This is a genomic window from bacterium, assembly GCA_026129405.1.
GTDB lineage: Bacteria > Desulfobacterota > Binatia > DP-6 > DP-6 > JAHCID01.
On sequence record JAHCID010000001.1, the window covers coordinates 689,868 to 707,321 of the forward strand.

16 protein-coding genes are annotated in these 17,454 nt (G+C 72.0%); 10 read left to right on the top strand and 6 right to left on the bottom strand.

Annotated elements, in window-relative coordinates; translation table 11 throughout:
• The 4 genes from asd to KIT14_03230 all read right to left on the bottom strand — a co-directional run bounded on the left by asd (position 1) and on the right by KIT14_03230 (position 5,392).
• Positions 1-1,083 carry an aspartate-semialdehyde dehydrogenase gene (gene asd / locus KIT14_03215; GenBank protein ID MCW5889540.1) on the bottom strand — a complete coding sequence of 361 codons (1,083 nt, stop codon included), beginning with the start codon at positions 1,081-1,083 and terminating at the stop codon, positions 1-3.
• A gap of 120 nt (positions 1,084-1,203) precedes the next feature.
• Positions 1,204-3,198, bottom strand: coding sequence for a PhoX family phosphatase (locus KIT14_03220; GenBank protein ID MCW5889541.1), 1,995 nt, complete (start codon positions 3,196-3,198; stop codon positions 1,204-1,206).
• A gap of 191 nt (positions 3,199-3,389) precedes the next feature.
• Positions 3,390-4,511, bottom strand: coding sequence for a hypothetical protein (locus KIT14_03225; protein ID MCW5889542.1), 1,122 nt, complete (start codon positions 4,509-4,511; stop codon positions 3,390-3,392).
• Positions 4,508-5,392, bottom strand: coding sequence for a LysR family transcriptional regulator (locus KIT14_03230; GenBank protein ID MCW5889543.1), 885 nt, complete (start codon positions 5,390-5,392; stop codon positions 4,508-4,510). The genes KIT14_03225 and KIT14_03230 overlap by 4 nt, the downstream gene beginning before the upstream one ends.
• An 86-nt stretch (positions 5,393-5,478) precedes the next feature.
• On the opposite strand from KIT14_03230, the gene KIT14_03235 reads away from it, so the two are divergent.
• Positions 5,479-6,648: an acyl-CoA dehydrogenase family protein gene (locus KIT14_03235; protein ID MCW5889544.1), complete on the top strand. Its 1,170-nt coding sequence runs from the start codon at positions 5,479-5,481 to the stop codon at positions 6,646-6,648.
• Positions 6,649-6,773: 125 nt separating this feature from the next.
• Positions 6,774-7,547: a PAS domain S-box protein gene (locus KIT14_03240; GenBank protein MCW5889545.1), complete on the top strand. Its 774-nt coding sequence runs from the start codon at positions 6,774-6,776 to the stop codon at positions 7,545-7,547.
• Between the two features lie 31 nt (positions 7,548-7,578).
• Here KIT14_03240 and KIT14_03245 read toward each other — a convergent pair whose 3' ends face one another.
• Complete coding sequence (locus KIT14_03245; protein ID MCW5889546.1) at positions 7,579-9,294, bottom strand: carbon starvation protein A; 1,716 nt, start codon at positions 9,292-9,294, stop codon at positions 7,579-7,581.
• A gap of 87 nt (positions 9,295-9,381) precedes the next feature.
• Here KIT14_03245 and KIT14_03250 point away from each other — a divergent pair, with 87 nt between their 5' ends.
• From KIT14_03250 to KIT14_03275, 6 genes are all read left to right on the top strand, one after another.
• On the top strand, positions 9,382-9,618 hold the full coding sequence (locus KIT14_03250) for a hypothetical protein (protein MCW5889547.1): 237 nt from the start codon (positions 9,382-9,384) through the stop codon (positions 9,616-9,618).
• Between the two features lie 44 nt (positions 9,619-9,662).
• Positions 9,663-10,772: a hypothetical protein gene (locus tag KIT14_03255; GenBank protein MCW5889548.1), complete on the top strand. Its 1,110-nt coding sequence runs from the start codon at positions 9,663-9,665 to the stop codon at positions 10,770-10,772.
• A gap of 519 nt (positions 10,773-11,291) precedes the next feature.
• A complete protein-coding gene (locus KIT14_03260; protein ID MCW5889549.1) occupies positions 11,292-11,462 on the top strand; it encodes an SCP2 sterol-binding domain-containing protein in 171 nt (56 codons plus the stop codon).
• A gap of 7 nt (positions 11,463-11,469) precedes the next feature.
• Positions 11,470-12,099 carry an alpha/beta fold hydrolase gene (locus KIT14_03265; protein ID MCW5889550.1) on the top strand — a complete coding sequence of 210 codons (630 nt, stop codon included), beginning with the start codon at positions 11,470-11,472 and terminating at the stop codon, positions 12,097-12,099.
• 60 nt (positions 12,100-12,159) lie between these two features.
• Positions 12,160-12,897, top strand: a complete 738-nt coding sequence (locus tag KIT14_03270; protein MCW5889551.1) for a lysophospholipid acyltransferase family protein — start codon at positions 12,160-12,162, stop codon at positions 12,895-12,897.
• A gap of 9 nt (positions 12,898-12,906) precedes the next feature.
• On the top strand, positions 12,907-13,209 hold the full coding sequence (locus KIT14_03275) for a cupin domain-containing protein (protein MCW5889552.1): 303 nt from the start codon (positions 12,907-12,909) through the stop codon (positions 13,207-13,209).
• Between the two features lie 9 nt (positions 13,210-13,218).
• On the opposite strand, the gene KIT14_03280 is transcribed toward KIT14_03275, so the two are convergent.
• Positions 13,219-13,794: a L,D-transpeptidase gene (locus KIT14_03280; protein ID MCW5889553.1), complete on the bottom strand. Its 576-nt coding sequence runs from the start codon at positions 13,792-13,794 to the stop codon at positions 13,219-13,221.
• A 114-nt stretch (positions 13,795-13,908) separates the two neighbouring features.
• Here KIT14_03280 and glmU point away from each other — a divergent pair, with 114 nt between their 5' ends.
• Positions 13,909-15,597, top strand: coding sequence for a bifunctional UDP-N-acetylglucosamine diphosphorylase/glucosamine-1-phosphate N-acetyltransferase GlmU (glmU, locus tag KIT14_03285; protein ID MCW5889554.1), 1,689 nt, complete (start codon positions 13,909-13,911; stop codon positions 15,595-15,597).
• Between the two features lie 4 nt (positions 15,598-15,601).
• Complete coding sequence (gene glmS, locus KIT14_03290) at positions 15,602-17,428, top strand: glutamine--fructose-6-phosphate transaminase (isomerizing) (protein MCW5889555.1); 1,827 nt, start codon at positions 15,602-15,604, stop codon at positions 17,426-17,428.
• Positions 17,429-17,454 lie beyond the last annotated feature (26 nt).

A 17,454-nucleotide genomic window follows, 5' to 3' on the forward strand; every position in this document is an offset into this window, starting at 1 on the left:
TTACAGCATGCCGGCGTGCTTCAGGTACTCGGCGACGAGCACGAGGCCCTTCGCCGCGCCGATCTGCGTGTTGTGCGAGAGGGCGACGTACTTGAGGCCGTTCTGCAGCGCCGGCTCCGGGCGCAGCCGCCCGACGCTGGTCGCCATGCCGCCCTGGAGGTCGCGGTCGAGCCGCGGCTGCGGCCGGAACGGATCGTCGTGGACGACGATCGGGTTCGCCGGCGCGGAGGGCAGGCCGAGGCCGCCGTAGTCGCCGCGGAACGCGCGCATGGCCTCGGCCGCCTGCTCGGGCGTGCACGGCGTCTCGGTCTCGACCGAGACCGCGGCCGTGTGGCCGTCGAGCACCGCGGCGCGGGTGCAGGTGGCGCCGACCGGCGCCGGGTGGGGCTTGATGCCGCCCTCGCCGAGGATGCCGAGGATCTTCCCCGTCTCCTTGGCGACCTTCTCCTCCTCCTTCGGGATGTACGGGACGAAGTTGTCGACCATGTCGAGGCCGAGGACGCCGCCGGCGCGGCCGGCGCCGGAGATCGCCTGCATGGTGGTGAGGAGGACGCGGCGGACGCCGAAGGCATCGACGAGCGGCTTCAGGGAGATGACGAGGCCGACGGTCGTGCAGTTCGACTGCGGCAGCACGTAGGCCTTCCAGCCGCGCTGCTTGCGCTGCCGCTCGATGAGCGGCAGGTGCGAGATCATGTTGACGCCGGGCACGAGGATCGGGACGTCGTCCTCGTAACGGAACGCCGAGGCGCTCGAGAGCGTCGGCACGACGGCCGCGTATCTCGGCTCGAGCTCGCGGGCGGCGTCGGCCTCGATCAGGCTCAGGACGAGGTCGACCGAGCCCGGATCGAGCTTGGACGCGTCCTGGACGACGAGGTCGAGCACCTTCGGCGAGGGCTCCTCGCGGCACCACCAGAGACGGGCCCCGTTCTGGTCGCGGATGGCGTCGCGATAGGGCTTGCCGGCGGTCCGCGTCGACGCCGCCACCGTGGTCACCGCGAACCAGGGGTGATCGGCGAGAGCGACCAGGGCCTGCTGTCCGGCGATGCCGGTGGCCCCTACGACGGCGACACGAACCTTGGACATGGCCGGCGGACTATCGCGGGGGCCCTCCCGGGAGTCAACGGGGAGTGCGCGGGGGCGGGGCGGCGGGGCAGCGGCCGACGGCGGCGGGGCGGCAACCGTCGACCGCTGCCCCGGCCGGGATCACGAGCCGATCGGGCCGCCGTCGTCCTTGGTGATGATGACGGTCGCCGAGCGCGGGCGCTGCCCGGCGTCGAAGTCCGGCCAGGCGCTGTAGCGCTTCGGGTTGGCCGCGTCGTTGGCGCCCACCGGCGCCTCGCCCGGATGCTGGATGCCGACGAACATGGTGCGCTCGTCGGGCGTGACGAAGACGCCGGTGATCTCGCAGACGTTGGGGCCGGTGAGGAAGCGACGCACCTCGCCGGTGGTGGGATCGGAGCAGAGCATCTGGTTGTTGCCGAACGCGGCGTAGGTGGCGCCGCGGGCCTCGGGGTTGATGGCGCTGCCGGAGACGTCGGTCTGGATCCAGAGTCGGCCGCTCGGTGCCACGTAGATGCCGTCGGGCGACCCGAACGCGTCGCCGGTGAAGTTCGAGCCGTCGGATACTGCCGCCGCCGGGTTGCCGGCGAGCGCGTAGATGTCCCACCTGAAGGTGTTCTCGGTCCAGTCCCGTCGGTAGCTCCAGGTGAGCAGGTGGCCGTACTGATTGCCGCTGCCGGGAGGATTCGTGGCCGACGGGCCGCCGCGCGGGTTGGTCGCGTCGATGCCCGCGTTGGGCAGGCCGGTGCGCGGGTTGGTGCCCGGCATGCCGCGGGCGCTGTTGTTGGTGAGCGTAGCGATGCCGGTCAGCGTACGCGGGAAGGTGTCGATCCACTCGGGCCGGTCCATCGGCGTCGCGCCGACCAGATCGGCGGCGGAGCGGGTGTCGATGGCGATCTGGGCCGCGGTCCAGCCGGCCAGCGCCGGGTGCTCGGGGGTCAGCGGGATCCACTCCCCGAGGCCGTTGCTGTCGAAGCGGGCGACGTACAGCGTGCCGCGATCGAGCGGGCTCTCGCCGAGGCGGCGCATGCGACGCCAGGGCTCGGCCGAGACGAAGCGGTAGATGTACTCGAACTGCTCGTCGTCGCCCGAGTAGACCACCACGCGGCCGTCACGCGCCTGCTGCACCCACGCGCCCTCGTGCTTGAAGCGTCCGAGCGCCGTGCGCTTCTGCGGCGTCGAGGTCGGGTCGAACGGATCGATCTCCACCACCCAGCCGAAGCGGTTCGGCTCGTTCGGCTCGTCGTCGACGCTGAAGCGGGTGTCGGTGGTGTGCCAGAGGTAGCCGAAGCCCGCGGCGGTGATGCCGTAGCGGCGCTCCATCGGCGTCTGCGGCCCCACCTTGCGGAAGTAGCCGTTGAAGTTCTCTTCGCACGTCAGGTAGGTGCCCCACGGCGTCCAGCCCATGGCGCAGTTGTTGAGCGTGCCGAGGACGTGCGTGCCGGTGGGATCGGCGCTCGTCTTCAGCAGGGCATGTCCGGCGGCGGGCCCGGTGACCCCGCACGGGGTGGCGCCGGTGATGCGCCGCCCGTAGTACGACGGACGCACGACCCGCCACTCGCGCCGGCGGCCGACCTTCACGCTCGCGAGCTCGACGATGCCGACGCCGTGGGCCGCGATCGACTTCGCGGTCTTCGCCGCGTCCCAGCCCTCCGTGCCGTCGGGGAACAACAGGACGTCGTCGGTGTACTCGTGGTTCTGCACGAGCAGGCCGCGCCGCTTGCCCTTGCCGCCGTACTTCCCGTTGCCCTTCATCGGGAAGAAGACGAGGCCGTCGTTGTTCATGCCCCACTGCTGGGCCTGATCGGCCGCGGTGTTGCTGGCGTCCTGCGCGAACGCCGGTCCGTCGGAGACGGGGTCGCCCCAGGCGATCAGCACCCTGGCGCTGTAGCCCGGCGGGACGACCAGGGTGTCGGCGGTCGAGATCGGAATGCTCTCGAAGCCCAGGAGCCGTCCCGGCCGATTCGCTTTGGCCTCCGCCGGCACGGCGCGTACGAGCGCGTCCATGCCGAGCAGTCCCGCGCCTGCGACGGCGAGCCCGCCGCGCAGCACGTCGCGCCGCGACAGGCGGGCGGCGATCACGTCGTGGATGGTGTCGTTCCCCGAGTCGTTGCTGATGCGATCCTCATGAGATTCCATGCTGACTCCCTCGTCCTCGTGTGTTCTCCGGAGGCAGCGCGCGATCGCCGCGGCGCGGTCGATCGGCACTGCGCCCTGCGTCGGCGGCAGGGAGCCATGGGGACGCCGCGGGCGCGATCACGACGTGGTCACGATCGTGTGACCGTCACGGGACACGAGGTACCGCGGGCGCGCCGGCGGCGACGCGCGAGCTATCGCTGCGCGGCGGGCGTCGCGTCGGACGGTGCGGTGATCCACCGCCGGGTCGGCTCGTAGACCTCTTCGGCGGAGAGCCTGCCGGCGAGGACGTCGAGATGCCCGTGCAGCGGCAGCGTGCGTACGGTCGCACGTTCGGCGCCGAACGCCACCGCGCCGGCGCGCACGCGCTCGACCCATTCGGCGCCTTCGTTCTCGCCCGCGAACGCGAGCACGCGGATCGGCTGGCGCGGCTTCGGCGGCGACCCGCCGAGGGTGCCGCGCGGCCACCAGCGGTCGTAGGTGTCGAGGAGGCGGGCGAGGACCTGGACGTTGCTCACCCCGTCGCGGGCGGCGCTGAGGCCGCCGGGAGCGCCGAAGCCGGGGGCGTTCCACAGCTCGTCGGCGAGGGCCGCGCCCGCGGTCCGGTAGCCGGGAACGGGCGACGGGTTCTGGGGCGCCGCGATCACCGCCCGCAGCAGCCGCTCGCGCTGATCCCAGGGCAGGCCGCCGATCTCCATGGCCGCCGGGGCGCCGGCCGGTGCGCCGATCGACGCGGGGGTGCCGTCGAGGATCACCAGGCCGGCGAGCGCCTCGTCGCCGCGGGCGGCGAGCGTGTAGGCGGCGCGGGCCCCCCAGCTGAACCCGGCGACGAAGAGCGGGCCGCGGTCGGTGCCGCGCACGAAGCCGGCGGCCCAGGCGGCGTCTTCGGTGAAGGTGTCGTCGGTCCAGCGGCCGAGGACGGCGAGGTCCTCGGGCGTGGCCTGCGGTGAGACGGCGTGCGTGCGCCAGTCGAGCCCCCAGGTCGGGATGCCGGCCTGGGCGAGGTACAGGCGGATGTCGGTGTTGGCGTCGGTGCCGCCGACCTCGCCGTTCATGTACATGCCGGGAAGGTAGAGGACGACCGGGCCCATCGACGGCTCGCACGGGCCGATGCGCCGCAGGCCGATGCGGTCGAGCGGGCCGAACGGCGGCCGGTAGCAGGACCAGGCGTCCTCGCACAGGACCTCGCCGCGGATCTGGCGCTCGCCGGCGAGCCGCACGCACGCCGTCTCGCCGCCCTTCACCGGTTTCGGCCCGCTGCGGGCGCAGGACGCGGCGGCGGCGAGGACGAGGAGCAGCGCGACGGCGCGTCTCACTGCTCCCCCACGCGCAGGAACTCGATGAACTTCTCCGCCGCCGGCGAGAAGTGCTTCCCCTGGCGGTGGATGATGCCGATGGGACGGAAGAACGTCTCGTCGGCGATGTGCACGGCGACCAGCGTACGCGCCTTCACCTCGGGCCGGATCGCCGGCTCGGGCAGGACGGCGACGCCGTGCCCGATCTCGACCACGCGCTTGATGGTCTCGATGTTGTCGAGCTCCATGACGTAGCGCACCTCGCAGCCGTAGCGCCGCAGGATGCGGTCGGTTTCGCGCCGGGTCGGGATGTCGCGCTCGTATCCCACCAGCGGCTCGCCGGAAACCTTCCGCAGCGAGACCGTCCGATGCTTCGCGAGCGGATGGCCCGGCGGACAGACGAGCACGAGCCGATCCTGGCGCCACGGGATCACCGACACGCCCGGCTTCTTGCTCGGGTAGGCGACGATGCCGAGGTCGATCTTCCCGCGCAGCGCGTCCTCGTAGATCTTGCTGGAGCGGCTGTACTCGAGGTGCAGGTGCACCTGGGGGTGCGCCTTCATGTACGCCTTCATCGGCGCCGACAGCTCGTAGAGGCCGATCGAGTGCACCGTGCCGATGCGGACCTGGCCGGCGACGACGTTGCTCGCGGCCTGGAGGCGGGTCTCCATGTCCTGGTAGCGCTGCACGATCTCCTTGCTCGCCTGGTAGAGGATCTGCCCGGCGGGCGTGAGCTGGACGTTGCCGCGCGTGCGCTCGAGCAGCCGCCGCCCGTAGCGCTCCTCGAGCATGCGCACCTGTTGACTGACGGCGGACTGCGTGACGAAGTTCTGCGACGCCGCCGTGGAGAAGCTCTTGGTCTCCACCACGTCGCAAAAAACCTTCAGGGTCTCCAGGTGCATTGCTAATGCGTTGCCGTCCGAAGTTCAGTATTGCTTCTAGCAGTCGGGCGCCGGCGCTCCAACCCTGAGGCCATCGGGAGACGCACATGCTCGCCACCGGAGACGTCGACTACTACGGGATCGCGGACCTGCTCACCGAGGAGGAGCGCATGACGGCGGCGTCGGTGCGCCAGTTCGTCGAGCGCGAGGCCTGGCCCCTCCTGGAGGAAGCACACGCCAAGGAGCAGTTCCCGCGCCAGCTCATCCCGAAGATGGCCGAGCTCGGCATGTTCGGCGCGCACCTGAAGGGCTACGGCTGTGCCGGCATGTCGGCCGTCGCCTACGGGCTCATCTGCCAGGAGCTCGAGGCGGGCGACTCGGGGCTGCGCTCGATGGCGTCGGTACAGGGGTCGCTGGCGATGTACTCGATCTGGCGCTGGGGCTCCGAGGAGCAGAAGCAGCGCTGGCTCCCCGAGATGGCCGCGGGCCGCGCGATCGGCTGCTTCGGCCTCACCGAGCCCGACCACGGCTCCGATCCGGGCGGCATGGAGACACGGGCGCGCCGCGACGGTGCCGGCTTCGTGCTGAACGGCACCAAGCGCTGGATCACGAACGGCTCGATCGCCGACGTCGCCACCGTCTGGGCGAAGGACGACGACGGCGTCATCCGCGGCTTCCTCGTCGAGAAGGGCACGCCGGGATTCTCGGCGCCGGACATCAAGGGCAAGTTCTCGCTGCGCGCGTCGATCACCTCGGAGCTGGTGCTGGAAGACGTCCGCGTGCCGGCGTCGGCGATGTTCCCGGAGGCGCGCGGGCTCAGCGGCCCGTTCTCGTGTCTCAACCAGGCGCGCTACGGCATCGTCTGGGGCGCCGTCGGCGCGGCGCGCACCTGCTACCTGACGGCGCTGCGCTACGCGCAGGGGCGGACGCAGTTCGACAAGCCGCTGGCGAGCTTCCAGCTCGTGCAGGCGAAGCTCGTGCACATGCTGAGCGAGATCACGAAGGCGCAGCTGCTCGCGTGGCGGCTCGGCAGCTTGAAGGACGCCGGCAGCGCGCGCCCGCAGCAGGTGTCGCTCGCCAAGCGCAACAACGTGCAGCAGGCGCTCGACATCGCGCGCCTCGCGCGCGACGTCCTCGGCGCCAACGGCATCGTCAACGAGTATCCCGTCATCCGGCACATGATGAATCTCGAAACCGTGAACACGTACGAGGGGACCCACGACATGCATACGTTGATCGTGGGGCGCGACGTGACGGGTTTCGACGCGGTTCGCTGACCGCCGCCCGGCCGCATTTCTTGCATTTCGGCGCTCGTGCGATCGCACCTGCGCGGTCGAAGTCGCCGTTCGCGCCGTCGGCACTTGTCGACGTACATCAACCTGGCTAACACGGGCGCGACGCCATGTTGCAGTCGTCCGAGAGCGGTGATGCGAGGGAGGTCCGGCTCGAGCCCGATTGGGATGCGCTCGTCGATGCGTGCGGTGACCTCGCGTACGCCGTCGATCTCGAGGGACGCTTCACCTACGTGAACCCGGGCGGCGCGCAGCAGCTCGGCCTGTCGGCCGATCGGCTGCTCGGTCGCCACTTCTCCGCGATCGTGGCGCCGCATGCGTTGCCGGCGGCGCAGGCCGTGTTCGACAGCATGTGCCGCGATCCCGAGCAGACGGTGACGGTGCGCACCGAGGTGCTGCGCGCCGACGGGACGTCGCTGCTTCTCGAGGATCGCCCGCGCGGCGTCCATCGCGACGGGCGTCTCGTCGGCATCCAGGGCATCGCGCGCGACGTCACCTCGGTGGCGCGGCTCGAGGCGCAGAACCAGGAGCAGGCGGGGCGTCTGGTGCTGCTCGAGGAGCGCACGCGGCTCGCGCACGCGCTGCACGACGCCGTCGCACGCGTCATCTTCAGCACCTCCGTCGAGGGCAAGAGCCCCGGTGCGTTCCTCGCCGACGTGCGGCGCGCGCTGGTGGCCGACGTCACGCGTCGTCTCGGTCTCTCGGACACCGACGTCGCGATCCTGCGCGGCATCACCGAAGGCCTCTCGAACGGCGAGATCGGCAAGCGCGTGCATCTCAGCGCCGATGCGGTGAAGGACCGCATCCGGCGCATGATGAACCGCATCGGCGCGCACCGGCGTGCCGAGCTCGGCGCCGAGGCCGTGCGTCTCGGCCTCGTCTGAGCCACTCGACCGCGTCGCGTGGCGGTCGTGCTCAGGCCGCGGCGGTCGCCGCCGTGCGCGGGCGCTGCAGCGCCGCGACCGCCTCGGCGACGACCAGCCCCGCGAGCGCGAGCAGCGCCAGCGCGACGACGCCGTTCATGAGCGACAGCCAGGCGAGGCTGCCGTCCGGCTGGCGGAACGTCGTCAGCCCCGTGTGCGCCTGCACGAGCAGGGCCCACACGGTGACGACGAGCAGGAACGCCGTCGGCCCCCAGGTGAACCACGACGGACGGCCGGTCCGCTTCAGCCACACCGTCACGCCGATCAGCGTCAGCGCGGCGAGCAGCTGGTTCGACGTGCCGAAGAGCGTCCAGAACGCCATGTACGCGGCCGGGCGGCCCGGCGCCGGCGGCGGCGCCGACAGCACGAACAAGAGCGGCACGCCGACGGTGGCCGCGGTCGCGAGCACCGCGCTGGCGCGCCCGCGCGTGCCGAACAGCTCCTGGAGGATGTAGCGGCCGAGGCGGGTCGCGACGTCGAGGGTGTCGAAGATGAAGGTCGAGAACGCCATCGTTCCGAACACGGTCGCGACGAGGAGGTGCTCGCGGCCGATCAGCACCGCCGTGAACTGGCCGATGCCCTGGCCGTAGATGGCGCCCGGCGGCCCCGGGCGGTCGGGCAGCGCGATCATCACCGTCACCAGCGCGATCAGCGCGACGAACGTCTCGCACAGCATCGCCCCGTAGCCGACCGGGCGGCAGTGCGACTCGCGCGCGATCTGCTTCGACGTCGTGCCGCCGCACACGAGCCCGTGGAAGCCGCTGCACGCGCCGCACGCGATGGTCACGAAGAGGAACGGCATCAGCGATCCGGTCATGCCGCCCACCTCGAAGCCCTTGAACGCCGGCTGCGCGACGGTGAAGTCGCCGAAGAAGATGCCGATCACGCCGGCGGCGAGCACCAGGTAGAGGACGAAGCCGCCGAGGTAGCCGCGGGGCTGGAGCAGCAGCCACACCGGCAGCAGCGAGGCGACGAAGCAGTATGCGAGGAGCACGACGCCCCACACCTTCTGCGGGTTCTCCACCGCGAGGACGCCGATCGACGCCCACTGCGTGCCGAGCCACACCACGCCGAGCGTCGCCGGGACGAAGACCAGCGTCAGCAGCCACAGCGGCGGGCGCAGGAAGCGCTGGAGCAGGCCCATCGCGATGGCCAGCATGAGATACGACGTGCTCGCGAAGGCGACCGCGCCGCCGGCGTCGAAGGTCACCGGCACGCCGTCGAGCTCCTCGATGCGCCCGACGAAGGTGCCGGCGGTGACGTCGGTGAACGCGACGATGACGTAGATGAGCGCGAGCCAGATGAAGCACATGAGCGCCACCCACGCGCGCGGGCTGAGGTGCTCCCGGACGATCTCGGCGATCGAGCGCGCTTGGTGGCGGACGCTGGCGACGAGCGCGCTGAAGTCGTGTACGGCGCCGATGAAGATGCCGCCGAGCACGAGCCAGAGGAGGCACGGCAGCCAGCCGAACTGCAGGCAGGCGGCGATCGGCCCGACGATCGGGCCGGCGGCGGCGATGGCGCTGAAGTGCTGGCCGAAGAGGTAGAAGGGCGGCGTCGGGACGAAGTCGTCGCCGTCCTCGAGGCGCACGGCGGGCGTCTCGGTGGCGTCGTCGAGGCGGTAGGGCCCGGCCACGAGCCGCCCGTAGGCGGCGTAGGCGACCACGAGCGTGGCGATGAACGCGCCCGCGAGCAGGGGAAGGCTCATGCGGGGTTCGATCTGCGGTCCGGGCCGGCGGGATGTCAAACCGCGCGGGCGCTTGAGGCGCCGGCGGCGAGCCGCTAGCTCCGCGGCATGTCTCTCACGGCCGTCACCCTGCCGGTCATCGAGCGCATCTTCGAGGTGCTCGAGCGGCTGGGCATCCACCGCGAGCACGTCGTCATCCCCCTGAAGCCGGCACACCCGGGCACGGTGCGGAAGCTGCCGAACGGCAAGCTCGAGATCCGCGTCGAGTCGGAGGGCGAGCTCGAAGCCTGGCTGCCCGAGATGGAGCGGCTGCTCGCAGCGGCGCGTGGCGGCGGTGCGACCTGAGATCGCGCTTTAGACTCGGCATCGAGCGTGCCAGGCTTTGCCGCATGCACGCCGCCGTCGCTGCGCTCGCCGCCGTGCTCGTCCTCACGCTCGCCCCGGGCGACGCGCCGGCCGCCGATCCCTGCAAAGCCGCGTGCAAGAGCACGCGCAAGGGCTGCCTGCGGGAGGCGGCGGAGACGTTCGCGGCGGCGCGCAAGGGCTGTCGCGGCCTCGAGCCGTCTCCGCGCAAGACCTGCCGCGGCACCGCTTTCGTCGACCGCAGCAACGGCCGCGCCGCCTGTCGGACGGCCTTCCGTTCCTGCCGCGCGACCTGCGACGGCGGGGGTGGCGGCGGGGATCGCTGCAGGGGCTCGTCGTTCGGCGACTGGCGGGCGACGGTGAACGGCTTCCGCGGGCTCGCCGGGCTGCCGCCGGTCGCGGAGAACCCCGACTGGTCCGCCGGCGCCGCCGCGCACGCGAAGTACGCCGTGAAGGAGGACGTCGTCGGGCACTCCGAGAACCCGATCAGCCCGTTCTTCAGCGAGGCGGGCCTGCTCGCCGCCCAGAACGGCAACGTCGCCGGCACGAGCGACGCCCACCCGCCGGTGGCGTGGGCCGTCGACCTGTGGATGACCGGTCCCTTCCACGCCATCGGCGTCCTCGACCCCGTGCTCGCGACGAGCGGCTACGGCGCCTACAGTGAGGCGGACGGGGGCGACGTGCAGAGCGCGGCGGTGCTCGACGTGATCCGCGGCCGCACCGGCGGCGACCTCGGCCTGCCCTTCCCCGTCGTGTTCCCGGGCAACGGGACGACGCTGCCGCTCGGGCGCTACGCCGGCGGCGAGTTCCCCGATCCGCTGGCGAGCTGTCCCGGCTACACGCCCCCGACCGGACCGCCGCTCCTCGTTCTGGCCGGCCCGTCGGGCACCCTGACCGCCCTCGGCGTGACCTCGCTCCTCCGCGACGGCACGCCCGTCGCGCACTGCGTGTACGACGGCGGGACGTACGTGAACCCGGACGCCGGCAGCCAGTCGACCGCCCGCAACGTGCTCGCCGCCCGCTCCGCCGTGGTCGTGCTCCCCCGCGAGCCGCTCGTGCAGGGAGCCGTGTACGACGTGTCGGTGGTGATGAACGGGGCGGTCGTCGGCTGGCGCTTCACCCACGACTGCCCCTGAGCCTTGCGGGGGGCCGTTCGGGGGCGGCCCCTGGCCGCTCGCGCGCGGGCGGTTGCCCGCCGCGCCGTGTCGTGGCAGCGAAGTCCCTTCCAGCCATCTTTCAACGGAGGAGTCAGAGCCATGGCCGATCAGCCCGCAGTCCCCGAGAACGTCACCCCTGCCCAGTTCTTCAGCGACCTCCTGCCGATGGGCTTCGAGGCCCAGCGCGCGAGCGGGGGCGCCGTGCCGCAGGATTTCGCCATCCAGTACAACCTGACCGGCGACGGCGGCGGGTCGTGGAACGTCCAGATCAAGGAAGGAAAGATGACCACCACCGAGGGCACCGGGCCGTCGGTGCTCACGTTCACGCTGTCCGTCGAGGACTTCAAGGACTGCATCCTCGGCCGCAACGGTGGCGATCTCGCGATCCTGCTGCCGCAGAGCCGTCCCGGGCGCCCCGACAACAGCGGCCGCGCCAAGGGCATCAAGGGCACGATCGTCGAGGAGCTGGCGCGTGACGGCGAGCCGCTCAGGGTCGAGATGATGTTCAACGGCGCCGACAAGCCGCGCGCCGTCCTCAAGGTGAAGCTGTCCGACTTCGTCGCCATGCAGCAGGGCAAGCTGAACGGGCAGGAAGCCTTCATGACCGGCCGGCTGCGCATCGAGGGCGACATGGCCCTCATGATGCAGGTCGCCGCGCTCACCGCCTGAGTCCGCGATGACGGTCGCGGAGCGGGCGATCCGCATCGGCGCGTCGCCGCGCCGGCTGGACGCCCGCCTCGCGATCCCCGCGGGCGCCACGACGGGAGCCGTCGTGTGCCACCCGCACCCCGAGTACGGCGGGACGATGGACGGCAGCGTCGTCGTCGCCGTCGCGCGCGCGCTGGCTGCGGCCGGCGTCGCGACGCTGCGCTTCGACTTCGGCGGGGTCGGCGAGAGCGAGGGCCGCTACGACGACGGCGTCGCCGAGGTCGACGACGTGCTCGCCGCCGTCGCCGCGCTGGGCGATGCGCTGCCGGCGGACGTGCCGCTGGCCGTCGCCGGCTACTCGTTCGGGGCGCTGGTGGGGACGCGGGCGGCGACGCGAGCGGCGCGCGTCGCGCACGTCGTGGCGATCGCGCCGCCGGCGAGCCTGGCGGCGTGGGACTTCGCCGGCGGGCTGCGCGCGCCGCTGACGATCGTCGTCGGCGACTGCGACACCTACTGTCCGCCGGATGCGCGACGGGCGCTGGAAGCGGCGGCGGGGGGCGGCGCCCGTACCGTCGTCCTTGCCGGCGCCGATCACTTCTTCGCCGGCCGCGAGCGCGAGGTGGCGGCGGCGGTGGTCGCGACGCTCACGGCGGGCTGACGCGGGACGGTGTTGCCCGGGGTCGGTGCCCGTGTCATCCGGACGGGCCCGTTTTTCCGCATGGATGCCCCCGAGCCGTCGTCGTCGATCCGCAAGCGCCGTTCGCTCGGCGTCCGCCTGCTGCGCTGGTCGGTGCCGCGGGCGCTCTTCCTGCTCTCGCACGTCCTCTTCCGCTCGTGTCGCATCCGCTTCGTGGACAAGGAGCACGAGGACCAGTTCCTCCGCGTCGGACACCCCATCATCTTCGCCGGGCTGCACGAGGGGCTGCTCTACCTGCCCTTCCACTTCCGCGACCGCGACGGCGTCGTCATGGTGAGCGCCAGCCGCGACGGCGACCTCATCGCCGACACGATGGCGCGCTTCGGCCTGCGGGCCGCGCGCGGCTCCAGCACGCGCGGCGGCCGCGCGGCGCTCGATGCGATGATCGAGGAGATTCGCGGCCACGCCGGGTGCAGCGCCGGCATCATCGTCGACGGGCCGCGGGGGCCGGCTCGGGTCGCGAAGCTCGGCGCCGTGCTGCTCGCCCGCGAGACCGGCCTGCCGATCGTGCCGGGTGCCTGGTGGTCGACGCCCGCGCTCCACAACCGCTCCTGGGACGAGACGATCCTGCCGTTGCCGTTCGCGCGTCTCGTCGTCGCCTTCGAGGAGGCGATGCTCGTACCGCCCGACGCGAGCGCGGCGACCATGGAGGCCTGTCGTGTCGAGCTGAGCGCGCGTCTCGGCCGCGCGCGCGCCCGGGCGCAGGCGGCGGCGCGGGGCGAGCGACCCCCCATCGACGCGCGTGCCGCGTTGGTCTAGTCGCGGATCATGCGGCTCGAACGCATCGCCTGGGCGGGTGGGGGTGCCCCCACGGAAGCGGCGTTGCGGCGGACGCTCGAGGCCGAGGGGTTTCGCGTCTGGGGCTGGACCGACGGGCCGGGCGCGTCCTACGCGCCCCACAGCCACGACCACGACGAGAGCCTGTGGGTGGTCGCGGGCGAGATCACCTTCGGCGCCGAGGGGCAGTCGCTGCGTCTCGGTCCCGGCGACCGGCTCATGCTGCCGTGCGGGACGGTGCACACGGCGCTCGCCGGCCCGGCCGGGGCCACCTACCTCGTCGGCGAACGCTGAGCGTCGTCGCTACGGCTCGATCAGCACCGGGGTGCCGACCGGGATCAGCGCGTTCAGGTCCTCGACGTCGGCGTTGGCGATCGAGATGCATCCCCACGTCCAGTCGACGTTCAGCCGGTTGAGGTTCGGCTTGTCGGTGCCGTGGATGCCGACCGCGCCGCCGACGCCGGCGCCGGCGGGCACCGCGCCCTCGCTCAGCGCCACCCAATACCGCCGGTTGTCACGCTCGTTCGGGTAGTCGAGCAGGAAGAAGTGGCCCCAGCGGGGGTGCCGGCGCTTCTCGACGATGCTGTAGAGACCCACGGGCGTGCGCCGGTCGCCTTCGTAGAGCTTCGGGTCGCGAATGCCGCCCATGCCGAAGACGGCCGAGTAGCTGCGGACGCGCGCGCCCATCCGGTAGACGTCGAGGGTCCGGCAGGACTTGCGAATGACGACGAACCAGGGCTCGTCCGCTGCCCAGGGGAGACGATCCTCGTCGGCCACGAGCGGCGGAGCGCTCTGGACCTCGGGTCGCTTCGGCGCCTTGCATCCCGTCGCCGCCACCACCGCCATCATCACCGCCGCCGCCAGCAGACCGTGCTTCATCGTTCCACCCTCGCTTTAGGCCCGGTCGCGCCGGCGAGCAAGTCGCCGGCGTCTGCGGCATGCACGGGGAGGGCGAAATGTGATACCGCCGCGCCCGTGGCGGACGGGGATCGGCTGGGGGCCATCGTACTGGCGGCGGGGCTCGGCACCCGCATGCGTTCGGAGCGGGCGAAGGTCCTGCACGAGCTGGGCGGGTGGACCCTCCTGCGCTGGGTGCTCGATGCGCTCGGCTCGCTCGACCCGGACCGGGTCGCGGTCGTGGTCGGGCATCAAGCCGACGCCGTCCGCGCCGAGGCGGCGCGCGCGGGCCTGCGCGGCCTCGCATTCGCGCACCAGGCGGAGCAGCGCGGAACCGGGCACGCCGTCCAGTGCGCGGTGCCGGCGCTGGAGGGCTTCGCGGGCGACGTCCTCATCCTCTATGGCGACGCCCCGCGCATCCGCCGCGAGACGCTCGCCCGCCTGGTCGAGACGCACCGGCGCGAGCGCGCCGACCTCACGCTGCTCACGGTGCGTTTCCCAGATCCGAAGGGCTATGGCAGGATCGTTCGCGAGCCTGATGGGCGGGTGCTCGGCATCGTCGAGGAACGCGATGCGACGCTGGCCGAGAAGGCGATCACCGAGGTCAATCCGGGTTTCTACTGTGTTCGCACCGACGTCCTGCTCCCGCTCCTTGGTGAGCTGCGGTCGGACAACGCGCAGGGGGAGTTCTACTTGACCGACGTCGTGGGCCTGGCGGCACGCGGCGGCAAGCGCGTCGTCGCGGTCGAGAGCGATCGGCCGGACGAGGTCGCGGGCATCAACACCCGCTCCGAGCTGGCACGCCTCGAGACCCAGCGCCGGGACGAGGTCGCCCTGCGTTGGATGGACGCGGGCGTGACGTTCGAGGATCCGGCCACCGCCTACGTCGGGCCCGAGGTCGAGATCGGCGCCGACACCGTGATCGGTCCGAACGTGACCCTGCGCGGGCGCACCCGCATCGGGCGCAACTGCCGCCTCGACGGCAACGCCTGGATCACCGACGCCGTGCTCGCCGACGGCGTCCACCTGCGCTTCTCCTGCGTCATCGAGGAGGCCGAGGTCGGTGCCGGCGCGATCATCGGGCCGTTCGCGCGCCTGCGCCCGGGAACGCGGCTCGCGGAGCAGGTGCACATCGGCAACTTCGTCGAGTGCAAGAAGGCCGACGTCGGCCCGCGCACCAAGGCGAACCACCTGACCTACCTCGGCGACTGCGAGATCGGGCCCGACACCAACGTCGGTGCCGGCACGATCACCTGCAACTACGACGGCTTCGAGAAGCACCGCACGCGCATCGGGGCGCGCGTGCAGATCGGCAGCGACACGCAGCTGGTCGCGCCCGTGACGGTGGGCGACGACGCCTACGTCGGCGCCGGCACCACGGTGACGAAGGACGTCCCGCCGGGCGCGCTGGTCGTGAGCCGCGTTCCCCCGCGCTTCGTGGAGGGCTGGGTCGCGCGCTTTCGTGCGCGCGCCACCGGCGCGGAGCCGGCGGCCGCGCGCCCGAAGGCGGGCGCCACGAAGCCGGTGGCCACGACGTCGGTGGCGACGAAGCCGGTGAAGACGAAGCCGGTGAAGACGACGTCGACGAAGAAGACGTCGGCGAAAAAGCCGGCCGGGAAGACGCAGGCCGGGAGCACGAAGGCCGGCGCCGCGAAGACCGCGGCCAAGCGTGTCGCGATGCAGGCGAAGGACGCCCGCAAGCGACGCAAGCCCGCCGGCACGGCCGGCGGCCGGAAGACCGCGGTCGGGCGCAAGCGAAGGCCCCGCCCGCGGCGAGGACGTTAGAACCATGTGCGGCATCGTCGGATACATCGGCCCGCGGGAGGCCACCCCCGTCCTGCTCTCCGGGCTGCGCAAGCTCGAGTACCGCGGCTACGACTCGGCAGGCCTCGCCGCGTTCACGAACGGTCACATCGAGGTGCGCCGCTCGGTCGGCAAGCTCGACAATCTGGAGACCCTGCTGCGCGACCAGCCCCTCGGCGGCACGCCGGGCATCGGCCACACGCGCTGGGCGACGCACGGGCGGCCCTCGGAGCAGAACGCGCATCCGCATCGCGCCGGCCGCATCGTCGTCATCCACAACGGCATCATCGAGAACTTCCTCGACCTGCGGCACGCGCTCGCGAAGCGGGGCCGCAAGATGGCGTCGGAGACCGATACCGAGGTGATCTCGCACCTGATCGACGAGCTCGTCGAGCAGGGGCTCGGCCTCGCCGAGGCCACGCGGCGCGCGATCAGGCAGCTCGAGGGCTCGTACTCGATCGTCGTGCTCTCCGAGGACGAGCCGAACCACATGATGGCCGCGAAGAGCGCGACGCCGATCGTGCTCGGGCTCGGCGAGGGCGAGAACTTCGTCGCCTCCGACATCCCGGCGCTGCTCGAGTACACGCGCCGGGTCGTGTTCCTCGAGGACGGCGAGGTCGCCGACGTCTCGCGCGCGGGCGTCGAGATCACGACCTTCGACGGCACGCCCGTCGAGCGCGAGCCGAAGGTGGTCGCGTGGGACGCCGTCACCGCACAGAAGGGCGGCTTCAAGCACTTCCTCCTGAAGGAGATCCACGAGCAGCCGCAGGCCATCATCGACACCATGCGCGGCCGCCTCCTGCAGGAAGAGGGCGACGTGCAGCTCGACGTCGAGGTCACCGCGAAGCTGCCGACCAACGTCGAGCGCTGCGTGCTGGTCGCGTGCGGCACGGCGTGGCACGCCTGCCTGGTCGGCAAGTTCCTGATCGAGCGCCTCGCCGGCATCCCGTGCGAGGTCGACTACGGCAGCGAGTTCCGTTACCGCGACCCGATCCTCGACGAGAAGACGCTGCTCATGGTGGTGTCGCAGTCGGGCGAGACGGCCGACACGCTGGCCGCGGTCGAGACGGGCCGCGAGCACGGCACGCCGGTGCTGGCCATCTGCAACGTCGTCGACTCGTCGATCGCGCGTCGCGCGACGGCGACGCTCTACACGCACGCCGGGCCCGAGATCAGCGTCGCCAGCACGAAGGCGTTCACCACGCAGCTGACGGCGCTCTACCTCCTCGCGCTGCACCTCGGCCGCCGCCGCGGCGTCATCGACGCCGAGCGCGGGCGCCAGCTGGTGAGCGATCTCGTCGCGCTCCCGCATCACGTGCGCGACGTGCTGGCGCGCGAGAAGCTGCTCGAGCGGGTCGCGAAGAAGTACGGCCAGTCGCAGGACTTCCTCTACATCGGCCGCGGCGTGAACTACCCGGTGGCGCTCGAGGGCGCCCTCAAGCTGAAGGAGATCTCCTACATCCACGCCGAGGGCTACCCGGCGGGCGAGATGAAGCACGGCCCGATCGCGCTCATCAACGAGGAGATGCCCGTCGTCGTGCTGATTCCGCACGACGCGGTCTTCCAGAAGACGCTCTCCAACCTGAAGGAGGTCGAGTCGCGCGGCGGGCGCATCATCGTGGTCACCGACGAGCGCAGCGAGGAGCTGGAGGACGTCGCCTGGGAGGTGCTCACGGTGCCGCGTACCAACGAGCTGCTGATGCCGATCCTGCTGACGATCCCGCTCCAGCTGCTCGCCTACCACGTCGCGGTCTACCGCGGCACGGACGTCGATCAGCCGCGCAACCTCGCGAAGAGCGTCACGGTCGAGTAGCCGTCGGGCGGTCGCCCGCGCCGCCG